Below are 20,501 nucleotides of genomic sequence, written 5' to 3'. Positions count from 1 at the left end.
ACCGTCGTCAGGAGATCGTGATCTCGAAGCCGGTCGCGGTGGGGGTCACAGCCACCTGTGAGAGATCCGTGACCAGGACTGTCGGGTTGTGTGCTGCCGCGTGCTTCCCGACGCCGACGACCCGCATACCGGCCGCGAGACCCGCCTGGATTCCCGCGCCGGAGTCCTCGAACACGATGCAGTCCGCTGGGTCGATCCCCAGCAGGCCCGCGGCGCGGACGAATCCCTCGGGATCGGGCTTGGAGGCGGAGACGTCTTCGGCGGTCACGCTGCGCTCGGGGACGGTGAGCCCGGCGGCCTGCATCCGAGCGGTCATGAGGGCGACGTTGGCGGAGGTGACGATCGCGTGCGGGAACGGCTGCAGCGCCTCGAGCAGCGCCCGTGCGCCCGGGATCTCGATCACACCGTCGACATCACTCGCCTCCGTGGCGAGCATGACCTCGTTCTCGCGGAGGTTGATGGCATGGTCGCGCTCGGGCAGCATGATCGCCATGCTCTGGTGACCCTGGCGGCCGTGCACGACGCGGAGCACCGTTTCGCGGTCGATGCCGTGCGGCTCCGCCCAGGCGAGCCAGAGCCGCTCCACGACAGCTGTCGAATCGACGAGGGTCCCGTCCATGTCGAGAAGGACGGCGCGGGCGGCGAGAGTCTGGGGCACCCCTCCAGGCTAGTGCGGGGCGGATCGGACGCCTGCCGACTTCTATGATGTGGACCGGGAGGCACGGACGATGAATGCACTCGCGAAGAGAGTCGTGCAGGTGCTGCGGCAGGTGCGGGGTCCCGACACGGCGGATGCCGTGTTCGAGGCGACCGCGCTGATCGTCGGCGCCGGGTTCGTCGTGATCGGCTTCCTCGTCGCGCTCCCGGTGTTCTGGGGACATGATCTGGCGATCAGCGGCAGCGGTTCGATCGGTGTCTTCGCCGCGTTCGGCGGAGCGATCACCGCGGCCATCGCCTTCGCCCTCGGACGCATCGCGGTGCGGCCGGATCAGGTGGATCCGGCCGCGGTCCGCGACGGCTTCACCGTGCCGGGCGATCGACTGCGCTGGTACGACCTCGCCGCCATCGCGTTCGCGCACGCGGCGATCGCCTACCTCGGCTGGCTCGGCGTCGCGGAGCTCCTCGAGCGGAGCTTCACGGATGCGCCGGTGTTCGCCTTCCCCGGCGCGGTGCTGGTGGCGGTCGCGTTCGCTCTGACCGGCTACGTCTCGTTTCTCAGCGCGGTGGCGCTCACGCCCATGGTCCTCTCGCTCGTGCTCGCGGTCTTCCTCGTCGTCGGCGCCTTCGCCAGCATGCTCGCCTCCAGCGACGTGCACTGGTGGCGCGACAACCTGTCGGCGCTCGGGATGAGCAGCAACAGCTCGTCCGTGGCCTTCAACGCGACCCTGATCATCGCCGGCATCATGGTGACGACCATCGCCCGGTACGCGACAGCCGGGCTCCCCGCCGACGATCCCGCCGACCGCCGCGGACGGATCCTCGTGCGCGGAGGTCTGATCCTCCTGGGGATCTTCCTCGCCTGCGTCGGGCTGTTCCCCGTCGACGAGTTCTTCCTCCTGCACAACACCGTCGCGACCGGTATGACGGTCGTGTTCGGCGTCGTCGTGGTGGGACTGCCGTGGCTCCTGCCCAGCATCCCGAAGGTGTTCGTGGGTTTCGGCTGGGCTTTCGTGCTCGTGATCATCCTGCTGGCCGCATTCTTCGCGGTCGGTTACTACAACCTCACCGCGGTCGAACTCATCGCCGCAGTGCTGATCTTCAGCTGGATCATCGTCTTCCTGCGCACGGCGGGCTCGATCGGAACAGCGCCGCCCGCCCGCATCGACGAGGTCGAGCGGACGGGCGGCACCGTGCCGGGGGCTGCGGCGTGAGCGTCAGCCCTTCACACCGCTGGCGGCGATTCCGGCGACGAACACCCGCTGCGTGACCAGGAACACCAGGAGCGTCGGAAGCGACGCGATGATCGCACCGGCCAGCACCACGTTCTGATACTCGAAGCTCATCGTGTAGGACATGAGCCTGTTCAGGGTCAGGACCACCGGGTAGAGCGCCTCCGAACGCAGGATCGAGAGCGGCCAGATGAAGTTGTTCCACGCATAGACGAACATGAAGACGGCGAGCGTGACGATCGCGGGCTTCAGCAGCGGAACGACGAACTGCCAGACGATCCGGAACTCTCCGGCGCCGTCCATCCTGGCCGCTTCGATGAGTTCGTCCGGAATGTCGCGGATGAACTGCCGCATCAGGAAGATGCCGAACGCGTTCGCCAACCACGGCAGCATCACGCCGAGATACGTGTCGGAGAGTCCCATGCTGTTGACCAGGTAGTACAGCGGCACCAGGGTCACGATCGGGGGCAGGAACATCGTCGCGACGATCGACCAGAAGAGCAGATCGCGCCCCTTGAAGGTGTGCTTGGCGAACACGTACCCCGCAAGGATGCTGGTGGCGAGGACACTGAGTGTGCTGCCGCCGGCGATGATGAGGCTGTTCATCATGGACTGCATGAACGGCACCGCCGTCAGCGCGGTCGCGGCCTGATCGAGCGTCGGGTCGGTCGGGAACCAGGTCGGCGGGATCTGGGAGAACTCCGCGGGCGACTTCAGCGCCGAGATCACCAGCCAGTACAGCGGGAACAGCGGCACCAGGGCGACGATCGCCAGCAGCACGTAGAGTCCAGCCGTCGACAGCCGCCGCCGCATCGGAACCGGACGCCGAGAGGGCGGCGCCGTCTTCGGCTTCGGAGCCCGAGGCGGCGTGGAGGTCGGGGCCGAGGTCCTGGTCTGAAGACTCATCGCGTGCGTCCCTTCATGATGATGCCGAGGACCCCGCCGACGGCGATGATCATGAGGAACAGCGAGACCGCGAGGGCCGAGGACTCACCGGCCATGCCGTACTGGAACGCGGTGCGCTGGATCTCGAACGAGACCATGTTGGTCGAGTTCGCGGGCCCGCCCTGGGTGAGGAGGTAGATCGGATCGAACACCTGGATCGAGTTGATGAACGTCATCAGCACCACGAACACCAGCGACGGGCGCAGCAGCGGGATCGTGATCGACCAGGTCTGACGGACGATGCCCGCGCCGTCGATGCGTGCGGCCTCGTAGAGGTCCTCGGAGATCTGGGTGAGCCCGGCGATGAGCAGGATGACGTAGTAGCCGAGCATCTGCCAGACGTTGAAGATCACGAGCGAGACCAGGGCCCACTGCGGGTCGCTGAGCCATCCGGGCGGGTCTATCCCGACCGCGGCGACCATGGTGCTCAGCGGGCCGTAGCCGGGCGCGTAGATGTTGCTCCAGATGATCACGATCGCGATCGTCGGGATCACATAGGTCGCGAAGAGCAGCACCCGCACGATGCCCTTGCCCTTGAGGCGCGGAAAGTACAGCAGGAGCGCGATCAGCAGGGCGATCGGCACGGTGATGACGATCGACAGCAGCACGTAGAGGGCAGTGTTGCCGAGCGCCTGCACTCTGGTCGCATCGGCGAACAGCCCGGAGTAGTTGTCGAGCCCCACCCACGTCATCTCGGTGATGGGGGTGAACATCGACCAGCGGTGGAAGCTGATCCAGACCGTCATCAGGGTGGGGATGAGGGTGAAGACGCCGATGATGAGCAGCGCCGGGCTGAGGAACAGCGCCGACCAGCGTCGGGTGGAAGCGATGCTCCGGCGCTTCGAGGTGCGCGCGACGGGCGGCGCGGCGGCGGGACGTTCGAGGGTCGTCAAGTCAGGCCTTTCGGGAGGATGGCGGGGAGGCGGTCGAGGCCGCCTCCCCGCCGGGGTGTCACTGAGCGGCGCTGAGCGCGGCGTCGACGTCGCGAGCGGCGTTCTCCATCGCCGTCTTCGCATCGACCTGGCCGTTCACGAGTGCCTCCAGCTGTCGCTGCAGGGCATCGGTCGCAGCCGGTCCGCCGAGCACGGTCGGGAACGGGGTCGCGTTCTCCAGAGCCGTCACGTACGACGACAGGAACGGCGTCTCCAGCTCAGCGGCGTGCGCCTCCAGGTCGGAGGAGCGCGTGGGCAGGATCCCCATCGACAGCAGGATGTCGGCCATCGCCGAGGAACCGGCTTCGCCGGAGTCCGGGCCGTTGAGGTAGGTGAGGAACTCCCACGCCGCCTTCTGACGCGCGTCGGAAGCCTTGCCGTTGACCATCGTCATCCAGGAGTACGAGATCGACGAGGACTCATCGCCGCTGGGGCCGACCGGGATCGGCGCGGTGGCGACGTTCTCGAAGTCATCGCCCATACCGTCGCGGAGCGCGCTCTCCCACCAGTTGGCCATGACGATCATGCCGGTCTGACCGTTCACGAAGGCGTCGAGGTACGGGCCGGTGGTGTTGGCGTTCGCCGTCGACTTCCTGGGGTCGCTCGACCCGTCGGCGACCAGCTTCTCGTACAGTTCCGCCGTCTCGAGGGCTTCCGGGCTGGTCAGCTCGGAAGCCGTGCCCTCCTCGTTCAGGAACGAGCCGCCGTTCGACGCGAGCAGCGACAGGAACGGATGCACCACGCCGGAGTTCCAGCCGGTGATGAGGCCGAAGCCCTGCTGGTCTCCGGTGGTGAGCTTCGCGGAATCCTCGACGAGGGCGTCCCAATCGGCCGGAGGCTCGGCGATGCCCGCCGCGTCGAACAGCGCGGAGTTGTAGTTGAGCTGGTACAGGTCGATCTCGTTCGGGATGCCGTACACGTCGCCGCCGTTGCTCGCCGCCGAGACGACGCCGGCCGGCCAGTTCTCCGTGACCTCGTCGGCGACGTCGGCGGGCGCGGCAGCGGCGAGGCCGTCGCGCACCAGCTCGGGCAGCCACGCGTCGTAGATGCCGACGATCGCCGGGCCGTCCGCCGACGCACCCTGCGTACGCAGGGTCGAGAGCAGGTTGCCGAACGGGACCGCCTGCACCTTGACGGTGATGTCGGGATGGTTTTCGGTGAACGCCGCGCCGGCGGCCTCCAGCATCGCGACCTGGTCCGGTCCCCAGTGCGTGAGGAATGTGAGTTCCTGGGAGCCGCCGGCATCGCCGGAGCCACCGGAAGAGCCGGAGCAGCCGGCGAGGGTCAGCGTCGTCGCGAGCCCCAGAGCGGTGACCGCGAGAAGTGATTTCTTCATGGTTCCTTCGTTTCTGTGCGTATCGGGTGGGTGAGGAGGATCAGGGGCCTGCGAGGGTGAACTTCTCGGCCCCCGCAGATCGGAATGCGGCTGCGCGCCGCTCACCGACCAGGCAGCCCTTGACCTGCATGAGCGCGGAGTAGTAGTCGATGAAGCGGAAGCCGTAGGTCTCGCCGCGCGCGAAGGCGTGCTCCTGGATTCCGGTGAGCCAGAGGTCGAACGCCTCGTCGGGGATGCCGAAGAACGTGTCCGCCTCGAACCCCTCCATGTCCTCCCAGTTCTCGGCGTGCAGGATCCGCGGAACGGAATGCCGCGCCGCCTCGATCTCCTCAAGGGGGATCGAGGCGAGGAAGGCGCCGCGGAGGGCCGCCTGCGCCGCGCGCTCGTGGTCCCGGTGCATGGAGTGCACCCAGTGGGTGATCAGGACATCGGGCTTGGTCGCACGGATGATCTCGGCGATCTGCTCGGCGACCGCCTCGTCGTCCGGGAGGAACCCGTCGGAGTAGTCGAGGGTGATCAGCTCAGCGCCGATCGTCTCGGCGAAGAAGCGGGCCTCGTGGAGTTTCTGCTCGCGGTAGACGCTCGGTGCGACCGTCGGATGCCCGCGCTCGCCGTAGGTGCAGTCGACGATGATGGCGCGGCCGCCCTCGAGGACGACCTTGGCGAGTGTGGGGCCCGCCGTCAGCTCCATGTCGCCGATGTGGCCGCCGACCGCGATGACGGTGTTAGACATTGCTCTCTCCGATCTCTGCGCGCAGGATGTCGAATGTGCGGGTCGCGGCGAACCCGGTCTTGGCATACAGGGCCGATGCGGTCGATCCCTCATCGGCCCAGAGGAACCAGGCGCTGTGTGCGCCGAGCGCGGTCATCCGCTCCAGGGTCAGGTGGAGAAGCGCCTTGCCGAGTCCCGTTCCGCGGCTCTCCGGGAGCACACCGAACGGGCCGAAACGCTCGATCACGGACTCGTAGGTGCCGTGCATGGCCCAGCCGAGCACCGTGCCCTCAGGGTTCTTGGCGATGAGGATGCGTTCCAGCGGCAGCCCGCCGAGAACGCCTTCGCGGATCGCACGCGCCCAGTCGGAATTGAAGGCTTCGCCGGCGATGCGGATCAACGGCACGAGGTCGTCGTCGCTCGGCGTTCCGAGATACCACCCGTCGGCGCGCAGCGCTTCGATCCGAGTGCGGACGTCGTCGGGCATCTGATAGCCGATCAGTGAACGGTCCATCGCGCTCGGACGCTCGATGCGAGAGAACCCCAGCGATTCGAGCAGTGCCGACGCGGCGGGGTAGCGGGCGGTATCGAGACCGGGCAGCACGTAGTTCGGCGTGTACGCCGAGAAGACGACCTCGGTCGCGCCGTGCGAGCGGAGCCAGCCGATCGCCTGGGTCAGTAGGCTGCGCCCGAGACCGTGTCCGCGCTGCTCGGGGACGACGAAGAAGAACGGGATCCACCCGGTCTCCGGCTGGAGATCGCCGGCGTCGTGTGCGATGCGGCGGCGGACGGCATAGGCCGCTCCGACGATCGCGCCGTCGCGCTCGGCGATGAGGAGGCCGTCCGCATCGAAGTTCCGATCGAGCAGGACCAGATCGCGCAGTCGTGCGGGGGTGATCCCGTCCTGCGGGGCGGATCGGGTCCAGGCCTCGGCAAGAGCAGCGCTCTCACCGGGTCGGAAGGGGCGCACCATCGTGGTGCCGTGCTCATACGTCAACGTCGTCGTCCTCTCGCCTTCGGGTGTGGCCAGTATGGCAACAATGTTCAAGAAAGTCGAGAGATACGTAGATCGTTTACATTACGGAAATATGACGATCTCGCCGCCGGTCGCCGTGGGTGTCGAACCTGGGGGAGGAGGCCGGCGCGAGCTCAGTCGCGGAGGGCCCGGGTGGCCTCGCGGGTCCGGCGCAGCGCGTCGACGGTTTCGGCGAAACGGCGCTTCGCGATGCCGACGAACAGGCAGTCGACGAGCGCCAGCTGCGCGATCCGGCTGACCATCGCTCCGGCGCGGAAGGTGGATTCGCGCACCTCGGTGAACAATGCGTGATCGGCGGCGCCGGCGAGGGGGGAGTCCTTGGCCGACGTGACTGCGATGGTCGCCGCGCCGTTGGCACGCGCCGTCTCCAGGAAGCGCACCGTCTCCGCGGTGGAGCCCGCATGTGAGAACCCGATGGCGACCGTGGGGGAGGTCTGCAGGACGGTCGCGGCGATCGCTTCGTGCGGGTCGGAGGGGACGTGGGCATTCCTGCCCACGCGAAGGAGCTTGTGTGCGAGGTCTTCTGCGACGAACTGGCTCGCCCCGATGCCGAAGATCAGGATGCGGTCGGCGCGGTCCACGGCGTCGATCGCGGCCTCCAGTACGTCGAAGTCGAGTCGGGCCACCGTCTCCTCTATCGCGAGCAGTTCGAGAGAGGCGAGTTTGGACACTGCTTCGCTGAGCGTGTCCTCGTCGGAGATCTCGGACCCGAATGCGCCCCGCGCCGAGAACTGCGCCGCCTCCTTGCCCAGCTCGGTCGCGAGCGCCATGCGCAGCGGCGCATAGCCGCTGAATCCGATCGCGCGGCAGAACCGTACGACCGAGGCCACGGAGGTGTGGCACTCCTCGGCGAGTTCGTTGATGGTCATGTCGATGACGACGGACGGATTCTCCCGAATCGCTGCGGCGACGCGGGCGAGAGACGGGGGCAGCGTCGCGGCCGCTGCCTCGATCGTCGACTGAATGCTCATCCGCTTCCTCCAGAGATGTGGGATTCTCAGTATGTCGTGGGCCCCTGCGCAACGTTGGGTAAATTCTTTTCAGTAAGTCTAGATCCGATGTAGACTCTTTCCGAACTGTTGTGAACGTCACAGCGAGGAGAAGGATGAGCAGCGCCCCGACGGCCGTAGCGGTCGACCTCGGCAAGACACGTTGCCGCGCCATGGTCGACGCCGAGCAGCGCGTCGTACGATCGGGCATCGGCTCCCCGGGGCTCGCGACGCCGAACGGCGTCGAGGACGCCGTCGCGTCGATCCTTCCTCTGCTCGACCAGGACGCGGCACCCCAACTTCTCGGGGTCGGCGCAGCCGGCGCCTGGGTCGCACCCGCCGCCGCTCTGGCGCTCGCGGCCGCTCTCGCCGCGTCGGTGCGGGCGCGCGTCGCCGTCGCGTCCGACGTCGTCACCGCCCACGCGGGCGCTCTCGGCGGTTCGCCCGGAGTGCTGCTGATCGCGGGCACCGGCGCTGCGGCGCTCGGCGCCGACGCAGACGGCATCCGTCTGATCGACGGCTGGGGGCCCGACATCGGCGACCTCGGCAGCGGATCCTGGCTCGGCCGCGAAGCGGCCAGAGCCGTGCAGCGGGCGACCGCCGGGCTCGGACCCGATACGCGACTGAGTGAAACAGTCGCCGCGAGCATCCTTCCTGCCGACGACGTGGTCACCTGGCTCGCAGAGGAGGGATCGGTCGCTCGGCGTCTCGGCTCCCTGGCGCCTCTCGTGCTCGACGCCGCAGAGACCGGTGACGACGTCGCCCACCGGATCGCGACGGAAGGCATCCGCCTGCTCACCGCCACGGCCGTCGCCGCCTCGTCACTGACTCGCGACATCGCGCTGCACGGCGGCCTCACGGATCACGCCTGGTTCCGAGACAGTCTCATCTCCTCGCTGCACGCCGCCGGACGCCGGGTGGTCCCCGCCGCCGGCGACGCCCTCGACGGCGCGCTGCTGATCGCACGCCGCACCGATCTCCCTCACGAAAGGTTCGTCCACCGTGCCGAATGACGACTCCCGCCTCGCCTCCCTCCTCTCCGTACTGGAAGGCCTCGGCACCGAGGCATCCACGACCGAGCGCGGGGATCTCGACCTGTTGAGCACGGCCGAGCTCGTGCATCGGATGAACGACGAGGACCGGCGGGTCCCCGAGGCGGTCGCCGAACGGGCGGACGAGATCGCGGCGGTCGTCGACGCGATCACGGAGCGGTTCCGGCGCGGCGGTCGGCTCATCTACATCGGGGCCGGCACGGCAGGCCGCATCGGCGTGCTGGATGCCAGCGAGTGCCCGCCCACCTTCGGCACGGACCCCTCGATGGTGGTCGGGCTGATCGCCGGCGGCGAGATCGCGATCCGTTCGGCCGTGGAGAATGCGGAGGACGACGCGGAGGCGGCAGGTGGATCCCTGCGTGAACTCGGACTCTCGGCCGACGACACGGTGGTCGGCATCTCGGCTTCCGGCCGGACGCCGTATGTCGTCGGCGGGCTGAACTACGCCCGCAGCGTCGGCGCGTTCACGGCGGCGATCGCCTCGAACGCGGACTCCGAGATCGGTGCCGCCGCGGAGGTCGCCATCGAGGTCGTGACCGGACCGGAGTTCATCTCCGGATCGACGCGGCTCAAGGCCGGCACCGCGCAGAAGCTCGTCGTGAACATGCTCACGACCCTGTCGATGATCAAGCTCGGCAAGACCTACCGCGGGGTGATGGTCGATCTCCTCGCCACGAACGAGAAGCTCCACGCGCGCTCCATCCGTACCGTGTCGCAGCTCGCCGGCGTCGACATCGACGTCGCGGCCGCCGCGCTGCAGGGGGCGGACGGCTCGGTCAAGCGCGCCCTGCTGATGCTGGCGGTCGACGCCACACCGCAGGCCGCGGCATCCGCGCTCGATGAGGCCGACGGGGTGCTCCGCGACGCGATCGCCGCTCTCGCCTGAGGGGAGCGGCCGGTGCCGTCGTGATGTGTCTCGGCCCCTGCGCGGGCCGCGCCGAGCCCGGGAGTCGGTCCGGTAGCGTGGCCGGATGCCCCTCGCCCTGATCACCGGCGCCGCGCGCGCGAACAGCATCGCCGCCGGCATCGTCCCCCGCCTGCGTGCGGCCGGCTGGACCGTCGTGACGAGCGACCTCCGCGACGCCGACCACCTCGCCGACCTGTCGACCGTGGATGGACCGGAGGCCCTGATCGCCGAGGTGGTGGCCGCGCACGGTCCGATCTCCGCGCTCATCCTCAGCCATGCGCACGACGTGCAATCCGGCATGCTCGACACCACGGCCGAGAGCTTCGACCTGCACGTCGCCGTGAACGCACGGGCGAGCCTGCTGCTGATCGCGGCGTTCGCGCGACAGGTCGGCGACGACGGGGGAGTGATCCTCGCCCTCACCAGCGACCACGTGACCGGAAACCTCCCCTACGGCGCATCCAAGGGCGCTCTCGACCGGTTGGTCATCTCGGCTGCCCGCGAGCTCGGTCCGCGGGGCATCTCGGCGAACGTGCTGAACCCCGGACCCATCGACACCGGTTGGATGGACGACGAGACGCGCACGGAACTGGCCGGGATGACGCCGCTCGGGCGACTCGGACGGCCCGCCGACGTCGCGGCCGTGGTGGAGTTCCTCGTGTCGGACGAGGGCCGCTGGGTCTCGGGACAGCTGCTCAAGTCGGACGGGGCATTCTCGGCGCAGTACTGACCGAGCGTGACGGGGTGCGGATCTCCATGACGAGGGGAGACCGCCGGCGATCCGCAGCCGGTGCGTGCCGCCGATTCGGCTCGTCATCTCGCGGCTTGTACGCTGGTGGCATCCCCCGATCCACCCGGCACATTCGCGCGCCGGCGATCTCGGCGCGCGCTCACACATGCAAGGACGCAGATGAACGATTCCGCGGCACACCGCGACGACTGGGCTGAGAGCGAAGAGCTGGCGGAGCGGATGATCCCGCTCATCGGGGCGCTTCGACGCGAACACGATGTGGTCACCTCGCTGCACGGGCACCGACTGCTCGGGCTCTCGGCGACGGGACTGGTCGAGGTGCACGAGCGCGTCGCCCAACTCGGGCACGAGCGGCTCCCGATCGAAGACACGCTCGCCGTGCTCGAGGCGATCCACGCCCTCGCTCCCGGCGCCTCGTCGCTCGACGTCGCGCGCCTGGTCGCGGGGCACGCCGAGAGCGGCCGGCCTCTGGACGACTACCTCGCCGAGGAACTCGCACCCGCCATGGGGGCCGTCGCCGCCGAGCCCACCGACGTCGTTCTCTACGGCTTCGGGCGCATCGGTCGCCTCCTCGCCCGCATCCTCATCGCCCACACCGGCGGCGGCAGCGGACTGCGGCTGCGCGCCATCGTCGTCCGCCGCGGGGCGGAGAACGACCTCGCCAAGCGCGCCTCCCTGCTGCTGCGCGATTCGGTGCACGGCCGCTTCGCCGGCTCCGTCACCGTCGACGAGGAGGCCGAGCAGATCATCGCGAACGGCACCCGCATCCAGGTGATCTACTCCGACGACCCGGCATCCATCGACTACACCGCCCACGGAATCCACGACGCGATCGTCGTCGACAACACCGGACGCTGGCGCGACGAGGAAGGCCTCTCCCAGCACCTGCGCTCGACGGGCGTCGCGCGCGTGCTGCTCACCGCACCGGGAAAGAGCCCGCTCAAGAACATCGTGCACGGCATCAACGACGAGACGATCGCCGCCTCCGACCGCATCCTCTCCGCGGCCTCCTGCACCACGAACGCCATCACCCCGGTGCTGGCGGCGATCGACGAGGCGTACGGCGTCGTCAAGGGGCATGTCGAGACCGTGCACTCGTTCACGAACGACCAGAACCTGATCGACAACTTCCACAAGGGCGACCGCCGCGGTCGCTCTGCGGTGCTCAACATGGTCATCACCGAGACCGGAGCCGCGAAGGCCGTCGCCAAGGCGCTCCCGCAGCTGGAGGGCAAGCTCACCGGCAGCTCGATCCGTGTGCCCACGCCCGATGTGTCGCTCGCGGTGCTGCACCTCACCATCGAGCGCCCGGCCACCAAGGAGCAGGTCAACGACTACCTGCGCCGCGTCTCGCTGCACTCGAAGCTGCGCCAGCAGATCGACTACGTCGAGAGCCCCGACGTCGTCTCCACCGACTTCGTCGGCTCGCACCGCGCCGGCATCGTCGACGGCCTCGCCACGATCGCCGACGAGGACACCCTGATCCTCTACGTCTGGTACGACAACGAGTTCGGCTACTCGTGCCAGGTGATCCGCGTGCTCGAGGTCATGGCGGGGTCGCACCCGATCGTGCTGCCCGAGCGCCGCGAAGTGACGCTGCAGGGCTGAGAGTCTCCTGCGCCGCGTCGGTGGCGCCCGGCATGATGGGGGCATGAACACCGCGACCCTGCTCACCGAGCGTCTCCGCTCGCATCGGCTGAGCGCGCCGGCGCGCACGGTGACGGATGCCGCGCACCACATGCTCGCGGTGCAGAGCCAGGACTTCACCGCGGGCCGCTGGGCGCTCGCCGCGCGTACCCGCGGGCCGGTGCGTCTGCGCGACGTCGACCGTGCGTTCGACCGCGGCGACCTCGTGCGGGCGTGGACCATGCGCGGCACGCTGCACACCGTGCCGGCACGCGACCTGGGCTGGATGCTCGAGGTCACCGCCGCCCGACAGCGGCAGCAGGCGGTTTCCCGTCACCGTCAGCTGGGCATCGACGACGGCATGGTCGCGACGGCGGTGCGCGCGCTGACACCGCAGCTGCGCGACGGTGGCCGCACCCGCGCCGAGGTGTTCGAGATCCTCGAGGGCGTCGGCATCGACCCGACGGGGCAGCGCGGCATCCATCTGCTCTTCACCCTCACGATCGACGGCCGCATCTGCCAGGGGCCGGTCGCCGCGCGGGCGGGCATCACCAGAGACCAGCGGTTCGTGCTGGCCGAGGAGCACATCCGCGAGCACACCCGCCCGGCAGACCCACTCGCCGAGCTGTTCGTGCGGTACATCGGCGGACATGGACCGGCGGGCGTCGCCGACTTCGCGTGGTGGTCGGGACTCACGCTCGGGCAGTCACGCGAGGCGGTCGAGCGCGCGGCAGGGCGGGTCGACGAGGTGGACGAAGGGCTGTTCGTGTCGCTTCAGCGTCCGCGGCGAGCGACGGGCGCGGCGACGGTCCACGCCCTCCCTGCCTTCGACGAGTACTACATCTCCTACGCCGACCGCACGACCGTGTGCGCGCCCGAGCACCTGGCCACCGTCGGCCCGGGCAAGAACGGCATGGTGCGCGCCACGCTCATCGAGCAGGGACGCGTCATCGGATGCTGGACGCACGCGAGCGCGACCCGCGACGCGCCGCCGGAGCTGTTCGCGGAACCCGCCGAACCGGCAGCCGTGGAGGCCGCGCTGGCGCGATTCGCGCACTTCGCCGGCGACTGAGCGCGTCGCCGGCGAAGAAAACGGTCACCGCGAGGCGAGCACGGCCTCCGCGGGGGCGACGAGTGCGGCGATCTCGGGTGCCAGCGCGATGAGCCGTTCGTTGGCCTCGGGCTCGGCGACGGTCGCCCGGAGCCCTTCGCCCGGGAACGGCCGCACGAGCAGGCCGTGGCGTTCCAACAGCTCGGCGGCAGCGGCCGTGGCATCACAGAGGGGAAGCCAGACGAAGTTGCCCTTGCTCTCGGGAAGCGCGAGGCCGGCGGTGGTGAAGGCGGCGACGACGCGCTCCCGCTCGACGACGAGCTCGGCGACCCTGGCCTCGAGCTCGTCCTCGGCGGCGAGGGAGGCGATCGCGGCCGTCTGCGCCAGGTCGGTCACGCCGAACGGGATGGCGACCTTGCGCAGCGCGACGCCCAACTGCTCGGGGGCGATCGCGTAGCCGATGCGCATGCCGGCCAGGCCGTAGGCCTTCGAGAAGGTGTGCGCGACGGCGACGTTCGGGTAGCGGCGGAAGTACTCGATGCCGACGGGGGAGTCGTCGCGGTCGTTGAACTGCACGTACGCCTCGTCGATCACGACGACGATGTGCGGCGGGACCTGGGCGAGGAACCGGTCGAGCTCGGCGTCGCCGATCGTCGTTCCGGTCGGGTTGTTGGGGTTGCACACCAGGATCAGGCGCGTGCGATCGGTGATGGCCGCCCGCATCGCGTCGAGGTCGTGCCGGTGGTCGTCCGTGAGGGGAACCATGACGGGCACGGCTCCGGCCGCGCGAGCGAGCATCGGATACGCCTCGAACGACCGCCAGGCGAACAGGATCTCATCGCCCTCGCCGGCCGTCGCGCGCATCAGCTGCGAGACGACCTCGACCGATCCGCTGCCGAGCACGACGTTCACCGGCTCGACGCCGAACCGCTCGCACAGCACGGCGGTGAGGGCGGTCGCCGCGGTCTCGGGGTAGCGGTTGATATGCGCGAGCCGGTCGGCGATGGCCGCGGTCACCGACGGGAGCGGGGGATAGGGGTTCTCGTTCGACGACACCTTGAACACCGGTCCGGTGGTCTCCGCCTGCGGCGCGGCCTTCCCCGGGGTGTATCCGGGGATCGCGTTCAGGTCCTCCCGCAGTCTCAGCTCCGACATCCGTTCCGCCTCTCTCATCATCCGCTCGTGCGGCACCCGTCCGTCCGTTTGACAGTGCCGGGCATCATCCATACTATCGCAATTGAATATATCGAATGTGGTCAATTCGGTCGATGGCGGCCGGAACGACGGAAGGAGCGGAGCGACGGTGCCCCATTCTGCGGTGGATTCCCCGGAAGCGTCCCTCGCCCTGCGCGTGCGGGCGATGCGGTGGGAGGCGCGGGACGTGCTGTCCCTCGAACTCGACGACCCGACGGGCGCGCCCCTGCCCGCGTGGGAGCCCGGCGCGCACATCGACCTCCGCTTCGCGAACGGAGTGGAGCGCCAGTACTCGCTGTGCTCCGACCCCGCCGACCGCACTGCCTGGCGCGTCGCGATCCTGGCCGAGAGCCCGAGTCGCGGCGGCTCCCGCTATGTGCACCAGAGTCTCCGGGTCGGCGAACTCGTGACCGTCTCCGCCCCGATCAACCACTTCGCGCTCGCCCCCGCAACGGAGTACGTGTTCGTCGCGGGCGGCATCGGCATCACGCCGATCCTGCCGATGCTGTCCGAGGCCGTCCGCCGCGGGATCCCGTGGCGCCTGGCGTATCTCGGCTCGACGGAGGAACGGATGGCGTTCCTCCGCTACCCCCAGCTGGCCGGGGGCGAGACGCTCCTGGTCCGTGGCGACGCCGACGAGCGACTCGACCTCGCCGCGTGGATCGGTGTCCCCTCCGCCGGGTCCGCCGTGTACGCGTGCGGCCCCGAACGCATGCTGGATGCCCTCGAAACGCTCAGCCTCGACTGGCCGCACGGTGCGTTGCATCTCGAGCGCTTCCAGCCGAAGACGTTCGGCGAGTCGCAGGGCGCCGACACCTTCGAGGTCGTGGCGGCCAGGTCCGACCTCGTCGTCACGGTCGACCGCGGCTGCAGCATCCTCGAGATGCTCGAGAGCGCCGGGATCGGGGTGCCGAGTTCCTGCCTCGAGGGCGTCTGTGGCACCTGCGAGACGACCGTGATCGACGGCACCCCCGAACACCGGGACTCGATCCTCACCCCCGACGAGCGCGAGAGCAACGAGACGATGATGATCTGCGTCTCCCGCTCTCTCGGCGAGCGTCTCGTCCTCGACATCTGACCCCCCGCACGAACGGAGCGAACATGGACACCGGAACCGCATACGGCCTACGCCTCGGGCAGCCGCTCAACGAGCTCGCCCAGGTCGGCCCCGGTACCCCCTACGGCGAGGTGCTTCGCCGCTACTGGCACCCGGTCGCGAAGGTCGAGGATGCGACGACGCGCCCGATCTCGCTGCGGGTGCTGGGCGAAGAGCTCGTGCTCTTCCGCACCCGCAAGGGCAAGGCCGGCCTGCTGCACCCGCGCTGCATCCACCGCGGCGCCTCGTTGTTCTACGGCGGCGTCGAAGAGGAGGGCATCCGCTGCTGCTACCACGGGTGGGTGTTCGACACCGAGGGGCACTGCCTCGAGCAGCCGTGCGAGCCCGAACTGGGCCTGCACCGCGATCGTGTGCGCCAGCCCTGGTATCCGGTCGAGGAGCAGTACGGCCTGATCTGGGCGTACCTGGGCCCGCCCGAGAAGAAGCCCGTGCTTCCGCGGTACGACACCCTTGAGGAGCTCGCCGACGACGAGCAGCTGATCGTCAACGACCAGGGCGTGGGCGGCGGCGGACCCGCCCAGCTCGACTTCAACTGGCTGCAGCACTGGGAGAACGTGATGGACCCGTTCCACGTGCCGATCCTGCACGCGCGCTTCAGCGGCAACCAGTTCACGCCCGAGATGGCGCTCATCCCCGAGGTCAGCTACGAGTACACGCCGCTCGGCGTGCGCAGCATCCAGATGCGCGAGCTCGGCGACGGTCGTCAGCTGCGCCGCGTCACCGAGGTCATCTTCCCGAACCTGCGGGTCGTGGCCAGCCCGAAGCTCAGCTCGGGGCAGACGAACATGATCGGCTGGGTCGTGCCGATGGATGACACGAACTTCCGCATCTTCACCGTGGCGCGCGATGCCGATCCCGACTTCCTCGCGAAGCTCCGCTCCACGCACGAGGGCAAGCCGTGGAAGGAGCTCACCGACCTCGAGCATCAGCGCCTGCCCGGTGACTACGAGGCGCAGAAGTCGCAGGGTGCCATCTCGCTGCACTCCGAGGATCACCTCACGACCACCGATCAGGGCATCGCGATGATCCGGCGGATGATGGCCAAGCAGCACCGCGCGGTCGCAGCCGGCGGCGACCCGGTGGGCGTGAGCTTCGATGAGGCGGAGCGGCTGGTGCGCATCGAGGGCGGCAACTACTTCGAGGGTGCCGCAGACGCGCCGCTGCTCGCCGACGCGGTGGACGACTGACATGGCGAAGTACACGGCGCGACCGCCGCGCGGAGACCGCCCGGTCCTCGTGCTCGGGATCAGCGACGTGTTCGTGATCGAGGGCGAGCCCTCGGTCCCGGTGAGCATGCACCACCTCTCCGCCTGGGGCCGGTGGGTCCGCGACGTCGCCATCCCGGACTCGGCGGCCCGACGCCTGCACGAGCTGGCCGAGCACTTCGACATCGTCTGGGCATCCGAGTGGGGACACAACGCGCACACGGCGTTCCGCGGGCCGCTCGAGTTGCCGGAGGAGCCCTGGCCCTTCTTGCCCGTGCAGTTCGACAAGCTCGCGCACATCCGCCGCTATGCCGATGGTCTGCCGTGGGTCTGGGTCGACGATCCTCTCGTGGATCTCAGCGGAGAGCCGCCGGAGTGCGAGGACGGGATCGTCGTGCGGGTCGACCCCGCTGCCGGCATCCTCAGCCTCGACCTCGATGATCTGCTGACACGGACGCGCGCGCTCGTCGAACGGCGCACGGGAGGGAACACGATGCACACGAGCGAGGAGCAGGGATGAGCGCTGACGTCGCGATCGTCGGCGGACGCGTGGTCACCGGCCTCGGCGAGGAGCTCGACGGCGGCACGGTGCTCGTGGCGGGCGGCCGCATCGAGGCGGTCGGTGTCGGGATCGCGGTGCCGGACGGTGCGCGGGTGATCGATGCGACGGGATGCTGGGTCCTGCCCGGACTCATCGACCCGCACAGCCACATCGGCGTGCACGAAGAAGCCAACGGCCCCGCGGGCTTCGACGGCAGCGAGGTGTCGTCGCCCGTGACCGCCGGCGTGCGGGCGATCGACGCGATCAACATCGAGGACATGGCGTTCGCCGACGCGTTGGCAGGCGGCATCACGGCGGTCGTCGTGAAACCGGGATCGGGGAATCCGATCGGCGGGCAGAGCGTGGCGATCAAGACCGCCGGTGGACGCTCGGTCGACGAGCAGGTCATCCGCGCGGCCCTCGGCATGAAGTCGGCGCTCGGCGAGAATCCGAAGCAGGCCTATGGGGAGCGCAAGCAGCTGCCGTCGACCCGTCTCGGCATCGCGCTCGTCATCCGGCAGGCGCTCCTGGATGCGCGCGACTACGCCGAACGGCGGGATCGCGCCCGCGCCGAGGGCACACCGTTCGCGGTCGACCTGGGAAAGCAGGCGCTCACCGAGGCCCTCGACGGCGCGCTCTCCTGGGAGCAGCACGCGCATCGGCACGACGACATCGCGACGGCGCTGCGCATCGCCGAGGAGTTCGGGCTGCGTCTCGTGCTCAACCACGGAACCGAGGCCCACAAGCTCGCCGACGTGCTCGCGGAGCGCGATGTGCCCGTCATCTTCGGCCCCATCCTGTCGAGCCGATCCAAGGTCGAGGTGCGCGAGGCCGATCCTGCGAACCTCGCGACCCTCGCCGCCGCGGGAGTGCGCGTCGCCCTGACCACCGATCATCCGGTGGTTCCCATCGGGCTCCTCGCTCTGCAGGCTGCCGTCGCCGTGCGTGCCGGCCTTCCCCGCGAGACCGCCATCGCCGCCGTGACCTCCGCCGCGGCCGACATCGCCGGCATCGGCGACCGCGTCGGTGCGCTGGAGGTCGGCCGCGACGCGGATGTGGTTCTGTGGACCGGAGACCCGCTCGACGTCGCCTCGACCGTGCGGGAGGTGCTCATCGACGGACGGACCGTCTACACCGCGAAGAAGGAGAACTTGTGACGCTGCGCGACGATGCCGCCCGCCTGCTGCCCGAGCTGGTCGATCTGCGACGCCGCCTGCACCGCATCCCCGAGGTCGGTTTCGAGCTTGCGCAGACGCAGGCCGTCGTGCTCGCGGAACTCGCCGACCTCGGCCTCGAGATCACCACCGGCAGTGACCTGAGCTCGGTCACCGCGGTGCTGCGCGGAGCGGCGGACGGGCCGTCGGTGCTGCTGCGGGGCGACATGGACGCGCTGGCGATCGTCGAGGAGACCGGGCTCGAGTACGCGTCCGTGAACGGCGCCATGCACGCGTGCGGACATGACCTCCATGTGGCCGGACTCGTCGGTGCCGCCCGGCTGCTCGCGGCACGGCGGGAGAGCATCGCGGGGTCCGTCGTCTTCATGTTCCAGCCGGGCGAGGAGGCCGGCGGAGGTGCGCCGCTGATGATCCGCGACGGCGTGCTCGAGGCGTCAGGCGCGAGGGTCGAAGCGGCATACGGCATCCATGTCGGTCCGGGGGAGCGCGGCACGTTCCAACTCAAACCGGGCACGATCATGGCCGGTGCGAACGTGCTGAGGGTCACCGTGCACGGCCGGGGTGGCCACGGCTCCCGCCCGCATCAGGCGGTCGACCCGGTGCCCGCGGTCGCCGAGATCGTGCTGGCGCTGCAGAGCTGGGTCACCCGGCGCGTCGACGTGTTCGACCCCGTGGTGCTCTCGGTGACGAAGCTGTTCGCGAGCGAGGTCGTGAACGTGATCCCCGAGCAGGCCGGCCTCGCCGCGACGCTGCGCACGTTGTCCGAGGCCTCGATCGCACAGGCCCAGGCGGAACTTCCGCCCCTCGTCGAGCGCATCGCGGCCGCGCACGGGTGCACGGCCGATGTCGAGGTGATCATCGGCTATCCGGTGACCGTCAACACGGCCCCGGAGACCGCGGCGGCGACGGCGGTGCTCCGGGAGGAGTTCGGCGACGACCGGGTCGAAGAGCTCGCCGTGCCCTGGATGGCCTCGGAGGACTTCTCATTCGTGCTCCGCGAAGTGCCGGGGACCTTCCTGTTCCTGAGCGCGACGCCGCTGCACGTCGACCCGGACGAGATCCCGATGAACCATTCACCGCACGCGGTCTTCGACGATGCGGTGCTCGGCGATCAGGCCGCGGCGCTGGCCGCGCTCGCTCTCCGGCACGTGTCCCGCTAGGCGCGGGCGCCGTCCGGTCGCGGTACCGAACCGCGGTCAGCGGCCGAGCGTGCGGTGGTCCAGCACGGCCTTGCGCCCGGCCTCGACGTCGCTGCTGCGGATCGCATCGATGAGTGCCTCGTGGATGTGCAGGCGCTCGTCCGTGTCCTGGCGGAATCCGGGGACGGCCAGTGCGTCCTCATCCGCCGCGCCGGCGGTCTCGCCCTCGATGTAGTCGACGAGGTTGAGGTAGAACGTCCGCAGCACCGCGTTCGGCGAGATCTCGGCGATGCGGCGATGCAGCCGCCAGTTGCCGTGCAGCCCCTCGATCGGGTCGTGCCAGTGGTCGGCGAGGTCGGACATGACCGCGTCGAGGTCGGCGATGTCCGCATCGGTGCGGTTCAGGACGGCGTCATGCATGACCGCCTCGTCGAGCGCATCGAGCACCTTGATCACGTCGTTGACCGGAGCGCCGGTCTGGCGCAGACGGAGCACGCTGTGGGCGAGGCGGATGAGCGGCGACTGGTCGGCGACGAAGATGCCGCCGCCCGGGCCAGGGCGCAGGTCGACGGAGCCGCGGGCGCGCAGCACGCGCAGCGCTTCGCCGAGTGTGGCCGGCGCGACGCCGAACTGCTCGCACAGGTCCTGTCGTGTGCCGATGCGGTGGCCGGGGGTGAGGCCCTCGGACTTGATCATCGCTTCGACCTCGGTCACGACGCGGTCGGCGACGGACTGTGCGGGCGCGACACGCTGGAAGGTGCGCGCGTCATCCTGGGTGCTGGCCACGGGAATCCTTCGGTCGGGGCAGTGTTCTGCAGCGGATCTCTCACATCCTAGGGACGCCCCGCCGCCGGGGAGCGGCGGATCAGGGCGATTCTCCTATTTGCAGTAATTGAATGTATCT

General features: G+C 69.5%; 20 protein-coding genes. 11 read left to right on the top strand and 9 right to left on the bottom strand.

Going from position 1 to position 20,501, the window contains the following annotated elements; genetic code table 11:
- Nucleotides 1-7 precede the first annotated feature (7 nt).
- On the bottom strand, nt 8-658 hold the full coding sequence (locus tag ACCO44_RS16225; RefSeq protein ID WP_029263051.1) for an HAD-IA family hydrolase: 651 nt from the start codon (nt 656-658) through the stop codon (nt 8-10).
- Between the two features lie 70 nt (nt 659-728).
- On the opposite strand from ACCO44_RS16225, the gene ACCO44_RS16220 reads away from it, so the two are divergent.
- Nucleotides 729-1,871, top strand: a complete 1,143-nt coding sequence (locus ACCO44_RS16220) for a DUF998 domain-containing protein (protein ID WP_372467405.1) — start codon at nt 729-731, stop codon at nt 1,869-1,871.
- Between the two features lie 3 nt (nt 1,872-1,874).
- On the opposite strand, the gene ACCO44_RS16215 is transcribed toward ACCO44_RS16220, so the two are convergent.
- The 6 genes from ACCO44_RS16215 to ACCO44_RS16190 all read right to left on the bottom strand — a co-directional run bounded on the left by ACCO44_RS16215 (nt 1,875) and on the right by ACCO44_RS16190 (nt 7,821).
- Nucleotides 1,875-2,795 (bottom strand): carbohydrate ABC transporter permease, encoded by a 921-nt coding sequence (locus ACCO44_RS16215; protein ID WP_372467403.1) that lies wholly within the window; start codon nt 2,793-2,795, stop codon nt 1,875-1,877.
- A complete protein-coding gene (locus ACCO44_RS16210) occupies nt 2,792-3,727 on the bottom strand; it encodes a carbohydrate ABC transporter permease (protein ID WP_051662632.1) in 936 nt (311 codons plus the stop codon). The genes ACCO44_RS16215 and ACCO44_RS16210 overlap by 4 nt, the downstream gene beginning before the upstream one ends.
- Nucleotides 3,728-3,785: 58 nt before the next feature.
- Complete coding sequence (locus tag ACCO44_RS16205; protein WP_372467400.1) at nt 3,786-5,102, bottom strand: extracellular solute-binding protein; 1,317 nt, start codon at nt 5,100-5,102, stop codon at nt 3,786-3,788.
- 40 nt (nt 5,103-5,142) lie between these two features.
- Nucleotides 5,143-5,835 carry a PIG-L deacetylase family protein gene (locus tag ACCO44_RS16200; RefSeq protein ID WP_029263046.1) on the bottom strand — a complete coding sequence of 231 codons (693 nt, stop codon included), beginning with the start codon at nt 5,833-5,835 and terminating at the stop codon, nt 5,143-5,145.
- The gene (locus tag ACCO44_RS16195) at nt 5,828-6,811 is read right to left on the bottom strand and encodes a GNAT family N-acetyltransferase (RefSeq protein ID WP_197021064.1); all 984 of its coding nucleotides are present in this window, start codon (nt 6,809-6,811) and stop codon (nt 5,828-5,830) included. The genes ACCO44_RS16200 and ACCO44_RS16195 overlap by 8 nt, the downstream gene beginning before the upstream one ends.
- A gap of 152 nt (nt 6,812-6,963) precedes the next feature.
- Nucleotides 6,964-7,821: a MurR/RpiR family transcriptional regulator gene (locus ACCO44_RS16190; RefSeq protein ID WP_029263044.1), complete on the bottom strand. Its 858-nt coding sequence runs from the start codon at nt 7,819-7,821 to the stop codon at nt 6,964-6,966.
- Nucleotides 7,822-7,955: 134 nt separating this feature from the next.
- On the opposite strand from ACCO44_RS16190, the gene ACCO44_RS16185 reads away from it, so the two are divergent.
- The 5 genes from ACCO44_RS16185 to ACCO44_RS16165 all read left to right on the top strand — a co-directional run bounded on the left by ACCO44_RS16185 (nt 7,956) and on the right by ACCO44_RS16165 (nt 13,247).
- Nucleotides 7,956-8,852 carry an N-acetylglucosamine kinase gene (locus ACCO44_RS16185; RefSeq protein WP_372467397.1) on the top strand — a complete coding sequence of 299 codons (897 nt, stop codon included), beginning with the start codon at nt 7,956-7,958 and terminating at the stop codon, nt 8,850-8,852.
- Nucleotides 8,842-9,777, top strand: coding sequence for an N-acetylmuramic acid 6-phosphate etherase (murQ, locus tag ACCO44_RS16180; RefSeq protein ID WP_105709495.1), 936 nt, complete (start codon nt 8,842-8,844; stop codon nt 9,775-9,777). The genes ACCO44_RS16185 and murQ overlap by 11 nt, the downstream gene beginning before the upstream one ends.
- A gap of 85 nt (nt 9,778-9,862) precedes the next feature.
- Entirely contained in the window at nt 9,863-10,528 is a 666-nt protein-coding gene (locus ACCO44_RS16175) for an SDR family oxidoreductase (RefSeq protein ID WP_262000571.1), read from the top strand.
- A gap of 180 nt (nt 10,529-10,708) precedes the next feature.
- Nucleotides 10,709-12,157, top strand: coding sequence for a glyceraldehyde-3-phosphate dehydrogenase (locus ACCO44_RS16170; protein ID WP_262000572.1), 1,449 nt, complete (start codon nt 10,709-10,711; stop codon nt 12,155-12,157).
- A gap of 43 nt (nt 12,158-12,200) precedes the next feature.
- A complete protein-coding gene (locus ACCO44_RS16165; protein WP_372467394.1) occupies nt 12,201-13,247 on the top strand; it encodes a winged helix DNA-binding domain-containing protein in 1,047 nt (348 codons plus the stop codon).
- 24 nt (nt 13,248-13,271) lie between these two features.
- Here ACCO44_RS16165 and hisC read toward each other — a convergent pair whose 3' ends face one another.
- Complete coding sequence (gene hisC / locus ACCO44_RS16160) at nt 13,272-14,381, bottom strand: histidinol-phosphate transaminase (RefSeq protein ID WP_372467392.1); 1,110 nt, start codon at nt 14,379-14,381, stop codon at nt 13,272-13,274.
- A 148-nt stretch (nt 14,382-14,529) separates the two neighbouring features.
- Here hisC and ACCO44_RS16155 point away from each other — a divergent pair, with 148 nt between their 5' ends.
- The 5 genes from ACCO44_RS16155 to ACCO44_RS16135 are packed head-to-tail and all read left to right on the top strand — an operon-like array spanning nt 14,530 to nt 19,618.
- The gene (locus tag ACCO44_RS16155) at nt 14,530-15,498 is read left to right on the top strand and encodes a 2Fe-2S iron-sulfur cluster-binding protein (RefSeq protein ID WP_372467389.1); all 969 of its coding nucleotides are present in this window, start codon (nt 14,530-14,532) and stop codon (nt 15,496-15,498) included.
- 23 nt (nt 15,499-15,521) lie between these two features.
- Nucleotides 15,522-16,724, top strand: a complete 1,203-nt coding sequence (locus tag ACCO44_RS16150; RefSeq protein ID WP_262000575.1) for an aromatic ring-hydroxylating dioxygenase subunit alpha — start codon at nt 15,522-15,524, stop codon at nt 16,722-16,724.
- Between the two features lies 1 nt (nt 16,725).
- Nucleotides 16,726-17,262, top strand: coding sequence for a hypothetical protein (locus ACCO44_RS16145; RefSeq protein ID WP_029263035.1), 537 nt, complete (start codon nt 16,726-16,728; stop codon nt 17,260-17,262).
- Nucleotides 17,259-18,440 (top strand): amidohydrolase, encoded by a 1,182-nt coding sequence (locus tag ACCO44_RS16140; protein ID WP_372467387.1) that lies wholly within the window; start codon nt 17,259-17,261, stop codon nt 18,438-18,440. Before ACCO44_RS16145 ends, ACCO44_RS16140 begins: the two co-directional genes overlap by 4 nt.
- Entirely contained in the window at nt 18,437-19,618 is a 1,182-nt protein-coding gene (locus ACCO44_RS16135) for a M20 family metallopeptidase (RefSeq protein WP_372467385.1), read from the top strand. The genes ACCO44_RS16140 and ACCO44_RS16135 overlap by 4 nt, the downstream gene beginning before the upstream one ends.
- A 36-nt stretch (nt 19,619-19,654) precedes the next feature.
- Here the strand turns inward: ACCO44_RS16135 and ACCO44_RS16130 are convergent, their stop codons facing one another.
- The gene (locus tag ACCO44_RS16130; protein WP_105709504.1) at nt 19,655-20,383 is read right to left on the bottom strand and encodes a FadR/GntR family transcriptional regulator; all 729 of its coding nucleotides are present in this window, start codon (nt 20,381-20,383) and stop codon (nt 19,655-19,657) included.
- Nucleotides 20,384-20,501: the final 118 nt, after the last annotated feature.

The sequence above is a fragment of the Microbacterium maritypicum genome (genome assembly GCF_041529975.1).
Lineage (GTDB): Bacteria > Actinomycetota > Actinomycetes > Actinomycetales > Microbacteriaceae > Microbacterium.
The sequence above is the reverse complement of the archived record's forward strand: the minus strand, read 5'-3'. Positions and strand labels throughout refer to the sequence as shown.

Coding starts and splice junctions, on each gene's coding strand:
- ACCO44_RS16220 (WP_372467405.1), top strand. CDS start 729: ATGAATGCACTCGCGAAGAGAGTCGTGCAGGTGCTGCGGCAGGTGCGG.
- ACCO44_RS16215 (WP_372467403.1), bottom strand. CDS start 2,795: ATGAGTCTTCAGACCAGGACCTCGGCCCCGACCTCCACGCCGCCTCGG.
- ACCO44_RS16205 (WP_372467400.1), bottom strand. CDS start 5,102: ATGAAGAAATCACTTCTCGCGGTCACCGCTCTGGGGCTCGCGACGACG.
- ACCO44_RS16200 (WP_029263046.1), bottom strand. CDS start 5,835: ATGTCTAACACCGTCATCGCGGTCGGCGGCCACATCGGCGACATGGAG.
- ACCO44_RS16190 (WP_029263044.1), bottom strand. CDS start 7,821: ATGAGCATTCAGTCGACGATCGAGGCAGCGGCCGCGACGCTGCCCCCG.
- ACCO44_RS16185 (WP_372467397.1), top strand. CDS start 7,956: ATGAGCAGCGCCCCGACGGCCGTAGCGGTCGACCTCGGCAAGACACGT.
- ACCO44_RS16175 (WP_262000571.1), top strand. CDS start 9,863: ATGCCCCTCGCCCTGATCACCGGCGCCGCGCGCGCGAACAGCATCGCC.
- ACCO44_RS16170 (WP_262000572.1), top strand. CDS start 10,709: ATGAACGATTCCGCGGCACACCGCGACGACTGGGCTGAGAGCGAAGAG.
- ACCO44_RS16165 (WP_372467394.1), top strand. CDS start 12,201: ATGAACACCGCGACCCTGCTCACCGAGCGTCTCCGCTCGCATCGGCTG.
- hisC (WP_372467392.1), bottom strand. CDS start 14,381: ATGTCGGAGCTGAGACTGCGGGAGGACCTGAACGCGATCCCCGGATAC.
- ACCO44_RS16150 (WP_262000575.1), top strand. CDS start 15,522: ATGGACACCGGAACCGCATACGGCCTACGCCTCGGGCAGCCGCTCAAC.
- ACCO44_RS16145 (WP_029263035.1), top strand. CDS start 16,726: ATGGCGAAGTACACGGCGCGACCGCCGCGCGGAGACCGCCCGGTCCTC.
- ACCO44_RS16140 (WP_372467387.1), top strand. CDS start 17,259: ATGAGCGCTGACGTCGCGATCGTCGGCGGACGCGTGGTCACCGGCCTC.